The sequence below is a fragment of the bacterium genome (assembly GCA_035371905.1).
Classification (GTDB): Bacteria; Ratteibacteria; UBA8468; order B48-G9; family JAFGKM01; genus JAMWDI01.
Window position 1 is genome coordinate 1 of sequence record DAORXQ010000084.1, and the last position, 7,258, is coordinate 7,258.

At 28.8% G+C, this 7,258-nt stretch carries 6 protein-coding genes; 5 read left to right on the forward strand and 1 reads right to left on the reverse strand.

The window, feature by feature from the left end:
* Both carB and guaA read left to right on the forward strand, forming a co-directional pair.
* On the forward strand, positions 1-1,506 hold a 1,506-nt coding region (carB, locus tag PKV21_08110), incomplete at its 5' end, for a carbamoyl-phosphate synthase large subunit (protein HOM27452.1).
* Positions 1,469-3,028, forward strand: coding sequence for a glutamine-hydrolyzing GMP synthase (gene guaA / locus PKV21_08115; GenBank protein ID HOM27453.1), 1,560 nt, complete (start codon positions 1,469-1,471; stop codon positions 3,026-3,028). The genes carB and guaA, both read left to right, overlap by 38 nt.
* 3 nt (positions 3,029-3,031) lie before the next feature.
* Here guaA and PKV21_08120 read toward each other — a convergent pair whose 3' ends face one another.
* Complete coding sequence (locus PKV21_08120; GenBank protein ID HOM27454.1) at positions 3,032-4,630, reverse strand: CTP synthase; 1,599 nt, start codon at positions 4,628-4,630, stop codon at positions 3,032-3,034.
* A gap of 601 nt (positions 4,631-5,231) precedes the next feature.
* Here PKV21_08120 and nadE point away from each other — a divergent pair.
* The 3 genes from nadE to PKV21_08135 form a co-directional block, all read left to right on the forward strand.
* Positions 5,232-6,296: an NAD(+) synthase gene (gene nadE / locus PKV21_08125; protein HOM27455.1), complete on the forward strand. Its 1,065-nt coding sequence runs from the start codon at positions 5,232-5,234 to the stop codon at positions 6,294-6,296.
* A complete protein-coding gene (locus PKV21_08130; GenBank protein ID HOM27456.1) occupies positions 6,283-6,945 on the forward strand; it encodes a type 1 glutamine amidotransferase in 663 nt (220 codons plus the stop codon). The genes nadE and PKV21_08130 overlap by 14 nt, the downstream gene beginning before the upstream one ends.
* A gap of 1 nt (position 6,946) precedes the next feature.
* The coding region (locus tag PKV21_08135; GenBank protein HOM27457.1) for a glutamine synthetase at positions 6,947-7,258 on the forward strand (312 nt) is incomplete at its 3' end.

Here is a 7,258-nt window from a genome sequence, read left to right on the forward strand (position 1 = left end):
GAATTTGATTATTGTTGTGTACATGCTTCTTTTGCTTTAAAAGAAGAAGGTTATGAAAGCATAATGATAAACTGCAATCCTGAAACAGTAAGTACTGATTATGATACTTCAACAAGATTGTATTTTGAACCACTCACACTTGAAGATGTTTTGAGTGTAATTAGAAAAGAAAATCCTGAAGGAGTTATAGTTCAGTTTGGCGGACAGACACCTATAAATCTTGCAATACCACTGATGAAAAATAAAGTAAAAATCCTTGGGACATCTCCGGAGGCAATAGACATAGCGGAAGACAGAAAGAAATTCAGCAAATTAATAAAAAAACTTAAGTTAAATCAACCGCCGAATGGAACAGCTTTTACTTATGAAGAAGCAAAAAAAATAGCAGAGAAACTTGGATATCCAGTACTTGTAAGACCATCATATGTTCTTGGAGGAAGGGCTATGGAGATTGTATATGATGAGACAACTTTAAAAGAATATATTGAAAAAGCGACCGAAGTTTCACCTGAACATCCCATTTTAATAGACAAATTTCTTGAAGATGCGATAGAAGTTGATGTAGATGCAATATGTGATGGAAAGGTATGTGTTATAGGTGGAATAATGGAACATATTGAAGAAGCAGGAATTCATTCAGGAGATAGTGCAATGGTTTTGCCACCTTATAGTTTGAAGAAAGAGATAATAGAAGAAATAAAGGAGTCAACAAAGAAAATAGCACTTTCTCTGAACATAGTTGGATTAATAAATATTCAATATGCAGTAAAGAATGACATTGTTTATATTCTTGAAGTAAATCCCCGTGCTTCAAGAACTGTCCCATTTGTAAGTAAAACTATAGGTATACCTCTTGCGAAACTTGCAACAAAGATTATGATAGGAAAGACATTAAAAGAACTTGGATTTAAGAAAGAGGTAGATATAAATTATTATGCAGTAAAAGAGTCGGTATTTCCATTTAACAGATTTGGTAATGTAGATGCAGTATTAGGACCTGAGATGAAATCAACAGGAGAAGTAATGGGTATAGATAAAACATTTGAACTTGCCTATGCAAAAAGTCAGATAGCAGCAGGACAGAAATTACCTTTATCAGGAAAAGTATTTATAAGTGTAAAAGATAAGGATAAACCACATATAATTTCAATAGCAAAAGAACTTAAAGATCTTGGTTTTGAGATACTAGCAAGTTTAGGTACAGGAAAAGTGCTTGAAGAAAATGGGATTTCAGTAAAAATAATACCAAAGATTTATGAAGGTAGACCCAATATACTTGACTATGTTATAAATAATGAAATTTCTCTAATAATAAATACTCCATCCGGTAAAAAACCCAAGAAGGACATTGTTTCAATAAGGACAATTGCAGTTCAGAGGAACATACCTCTTGTAACAACAATTCCAGGAGCAAAAGCAACTGTATATGCTATCAAAAAATTGAAAGAAAGTGAATTAAATGTAATGGATGTCAAAAGTTATTACAAATTTAAAAAAGAAATTTAAAATGGTTGGAATAATTGATTTTGGTTCTCAATATACTCAATTGATAGCAAGAAGGATAAGAGAGTTAAATATTTACTGTGAAATTTTACATTATTCTATAAAATATGAAGAAATAAAAAATAAAAATATTAAGGTCTTAATTCTTTCCGGAGGTCCTGGGCATATATCTGAAGATAATATAAACTTTGATGAAAGAATTTTAAAAAGTAATGAATTCTTTATTCTTGGCATATGTTATGGTATGCAAATTATTGCAGAATTATTTGGTGGTGAAGTTTCTCATGGAAATATAAGAGAATATGGAAAAACAATTTTTTATCCAGAAACAAATGAGGAAATTTTTGGTGGATTGAAAAAAGAAACAACTGTCTGGATGAGCCACTGGGATTATGTTAGTAAATTGCCAAAAAACTTTAAAATAATTGGTAAAACTGAAAATATAAAGGTAGGTGCTTTCAGAGATGAAAATAAAAGAATTTATGGATTACAGTTTCACCCAGAAGTTATTCATACAAGAGAAGGTAAGAAGATTTTAAAAAATTTTCTTTTTAAAATATGTAAGTTAAAAAAGAACTGGACAGAAAAATCAATAATTGATAAAGTTAAGGAAGAAATAAAAGAAAAAGTTGGAAATAAAAAAGTTATATGTGCTTTAAGCGGAGGAGTTGATTCTTCTGTTTTATCTATAATTTTACATGATGTATGTGGTGAAAATTCTTTAAGTATATTTGTTAATAATGGACTTTTGAGGAAAAATGAGCCAGAAGAAATAATTAAATTTTTCAATGGTAGAGTAAATTTTAGTTATGTTGATGCTTCAAATTTATTTCTTGAAAGATTGAAAAATATTGAAAACCCTGAAGAAAAAAGGAAGATAATAGGCAATACATTTATTGAGATTTTTGAAAAAGAAGGTGAAAGATTTGGTGCTGAATTTCTTGCTCAGGGGACATTATATCCAGATGTAATTGAAAGTTGTTCTCCTTTTAAAGGCCCCTCTGCAAGAATAAAAACGCATCATAATGTTGGAGGACTTCCTGAAAAAATGAAATTTAAACTTGTTGAACCATTTAGATTTTTATTTAAGGATGAGGTTAGAAAGATTGCTAAAAAATTAAATTTACCAGATTTTATAATTAAAAGACATCCATTTCCTGGGCCTGGACTTGCAGTAAGAATAATTGGGAATATTACGAAAGAACGACTTGAAATATTAAAAAATGCAGATGTTATAGTTAAAGAGGAAATAAAAAGAGCAAATCTTTACGATAAAATATGGCAGGCATTTGCAGTTTTGTTGCCTATTAAAACTGTTGGAGTTATGGGAGATAAAAGGACTTATGAATATGTTATTGGAATAAGGGTTGTGAAAAGTAAAGATGGAATGACTGCTGATTGGGTAAAAATTCCTTATAAAATCCTTGAAAAAATATCAAATAGAATTGTAAATGAGATTAAAGGAGTAAATAGAGTTGTATATGATATAACCTCAAAACCACCTGCAACAATTGAATGGGAATAAAAACTAACTTTTAAACACACCAGATGCCTTAATAAATGCAGTAAAAAGAGGATGTGGCTTAAATGGTTTTGATTTAAATTCTGGATGGAACTGAGTTGCTACAAAAAAAGGATGATTTTTTAATTCAATAATTTCAACAAGGTCTTTTTCAGGATAAATACCAGCAATCACAATTCCATTTTTTTCAAAAATCTCTCTGTATTTATTATTAAATTCATATCTATGTCTGTGCCTTTCATAAATTTTTTCTTTACCATATGCCCTATAAGAAATTGTTCCCTTTTTTAAAATGCAAGGATATGCTCCCAATCTCATAGTTCCACCTTTCATCTTTTTTCTTCTTTGTTCAGGAAGTAAATATATAACCGGGTTTTTTGTTTTTGGATTAAATTCTGTACTTGAAGCATCCTTAAGGCCACAAACACTCCTTGCAAATTCAATTGAAGCACATTGAAGTCCAAGACATATTCCTAAAAATGGTATTTTATTTTCTCTTGCATATTTTATCCCTTCAATTATTCCTTCTATCCCTCTTATACCAAAACCCCCTGGCACAATTATTCCAGATACATCTTTTAAATATTTTTCTGCTCCATCTTTCTCTATTAATTCAGAATCTACCTTTTCAAACTTAACTTTACATTTATTTGCAATTCCACCATGAATAAGTGCTTCATAAATTGATTTATATGAATCTTGCAATTTAATATATTTTCCGACAACACCAATTTTAATTTCTCTTTCCGGATTTCTTAAAATATAAACTATATCTTTCCATTTATTTAAATCATTTTTAAATTTTCTTTTGAGATTTAAATACTTCAAAATAATCAAGTCAAGTTTTTGCTTTGAAAATATCAAAGGTATTTCGTAAATCAAATCAGTATCTATTGCCTCAATAACTGCTTCTTTTTTTACATTACAGAAAAGAGCAATTTTTTCTTTTATTTCTTCTGTTAATGGTTTTTCGGTTCTGCATAATAATATTTTTGGTTGAATACCTATTTCTCTCAATCTTCCCACGCTATGCTGTGTTGGTTTTGTTTTAATTTCATCAGCAACTTTAATATATGGAACAAGTGTTAAATGAATATGTAATGTATCTTCTTCAGGTAAAGTTACCTGTATCTGTCTGATTGCCTCAAGAAATGGTAAACTCTCAATATCTCCAACTGTTCCGCCTATTTCTGTTATTATAATATCACCGTCTTTTTTAAGAGCAAAAATCCTTTCTTTTATTTCATTTGTAATATGAGGAACAACCTGAACTGTTTTACCAAGATATTCACCTTTTCTTTCTTTTTGAATTACAGAAAAATAAATCTGGCCGCTTGTTACATTATTTTTATGAGTCATCTTTGCATTTGTAAATCTTTCATAATGGCCAAGGTCAAGGTCTGTTTCTGTACCATCTTCAGTTACATATACCTCTCCATGCTGAAATGGACTCATTGTTCCGGGGTCAACATTTATATATGGGTCAAATTTCAAAAAAGTAACCTTATATCCATGTGATTCAAGTAAGGTCCCTATTGAAGCAGAAGCAATACCCTTTCCTAGAGAAGATACAACTCCACCGGTAATAAAAATAAATTTCTTCATTTTTTTATATTATCTTATTTTTTCATTACTTTCAAAACTTTTTAATATTTTATCATAAAAAATCAATTCCATTCAGTAATTAAAAATAGGACTGGGTTAAGAGATTGTATTTAGGGTTAAGGTAGAAATTTTTGAAATAAGAATTTAAGATATCAGGTATTTCATCAAGATTAATAACAGGAAATAAACAAATCTCATCTGGTAATTTATAATCTTTACAAAGTTTCTCATAAGGTGTCATTTCTACTGTAAAATGAATCTTTTTTCTTTCTGCTATTATTATCCTTTCTAATTATGGTGGTGTTTTGTTCGGTGAATTCTCTGGCCTTCTTGATAAGTCCTTTAATCCTTCCTTCTCTTTATATCTCCTTAACTAATTTTTTCGCCTGTCTTTTATCCTTTGGAACAATTACCTCTAAATCTCTCCTTCTCCATATATCTCTTTTCCATTTCTTGTCTACCTGGATACTATGTCTTAACCCAAAAGAGAGAAAAATTTGACTTTAAAATTTTTTAATATAAAATTTAGCATGGAGGATGTGCTCCCACCAGACAAAGAAGTCCTTTCCAGTGTTGGGAAAATAATAAAAAGGAGGTTTTTATGGATAATCTTTTTATAGGTTTATGTCAATTAAATTTTATTGTTGGAGATATAAATGGTAATACTGAAAAAATAATAAGAACAATTGAAAAGGCAAAAGAATTAAAATGTAATTTTCTTTGTTTTCCAGAACTTTCAATTACAGGATATCCACCAGAGGACTTACTTTTGAAAAATAAATTTATCCAAGATAACTTAAAAGCAGTTGAAAGAATAAAAAATAAAGTAGAGGATATGGTTGTAATAGTTGGTTTTGTAAATAGAGAAGATTCAAAGATTTACAACTCTGCTGCGATAATTTATAAAAGAAAAATAATTGGGATTTACAATAAAAAAATTCTTCCAAATTATGATGTTTTTGATGAAAAGAGATATTTTGATGAAGGAAAAAAAGAGGGTATTTATGAAATTAATGGAATTAAATTTGGTATTACAATATGTGAAGATATATGGCATAAAAATGATCCTTATGCAAAACAGATAAAAGATGGAGCAAAATATATTTTCACTTTAAATGCTTCCCCTTATCATTTCAGAAAAATTAAAGAAAGAGAAAATTTAGTAAGAAATATATGCACTGAAAATAATGTTTTTTTATTTTATACAAATCTTGTTGGTGGTCAGGATGAACTTGTTTTTGATGGTCAAAGTTTTGCAATGAATCCAAAAGGAGAAATTATAAAGAAAGCAAGTCCCTTTGAAGAAGAGATTTTATTTTTTTCAACAAATGAAAAACAGGAGAAAATTATAGAAATTAGTGAAGAAGAGGAGATATATAAAGCACTTATTTGTGGATTAAAGGACTATGTTTATAAAAATAATTTTAAAAAAGTTGTTATAGGTTTAAGTGGTGGTATTGATTCATCCCTTGTGGCAACAATTGCTACTGATGCTCTTGGAAAAGATAATGTTATAGGTGTTTTTATGCCTTCAAGGTTTTCCTCTTCTCAATCTTTTAATGATGCAAAAAAATTAGCAGAAAATCTTGGAATTAAATTTATTGTGATACCGATAGAAGATGCAATAAGAATAAGGACAGGAGAAAAAGGTGATGAAGCAATTTAAAAAATGTTTAATAATTAAGCATAAAATTGAAGAAGGTCCTGGAATAATTGAAGATATTTTAAAAGAGATGGGTATATTATATAAAATTATTGAGTTAGAAAATGGAGAAAAATTACCAGAAGATATTAAGAATATTGATTTTATTTTTTCTCTTGGAGGTCCTATGAATGTTTATCAGGAGAGAGAATATCCTTTTTTAAAAGAGGAAGAAGATCTTATAAAAAAAATTTATCAATTTAAAAAACATTTTTTGGGAATTTGTCTTGGAGCACAGATTCTTGCAAAAACATTTGGTGCAAAAGTAAATTTAAACTTTTGCAAAGAAATAGGATTTTTTGAAGTTGAATTGACTGAAAATGGGAAAAAAGATAATATTTTTACTGGAGTTTCAGAAACTTTTACATGTTTTCAATACCATTCAGATTGTTTTGAACTTCCTGAAAATGGAATTTTACTTGTTAAAGGAAAAAAATGTTTAAATCAAGGTTTTAAAATAGGTGAAAATCTTTACGGTTTTCAATTTCATATAGAGATTAATAAAAAATTACTTTTTGATTTTGGAGTTAAAAAAGTATATTATAAAAAGTTAGAAAAGATAAAAGAAACAGGAGAAATAATAATAAAAAATTTTTTAAAAAAGGAGGGATAAGATGGATAAGTCATTAAAAAAAGAAGATGTGTTGAAAATTTGTAAGGAAAAAGATGTTAAATTTATAAGGTTATTTTTTTCAGATATCACAGGACAGATGAAGGGTTTTTCAATTCCAGTTGAAGAACTTGAGGGAGCACTTGAAGATGGAATGGGATTTGATGGTTCTTCAATAAAGGGATTTGCAAGGATAGATGAATCAGATATGGTTGCTCTTCCTGATCCAAAAACATTTACAATTTTACCTTATAGACCAAAGGAAAAAGCAGTTGCAGCAATGATATGCGATATTTTAAATCCAGATAGAACTCCT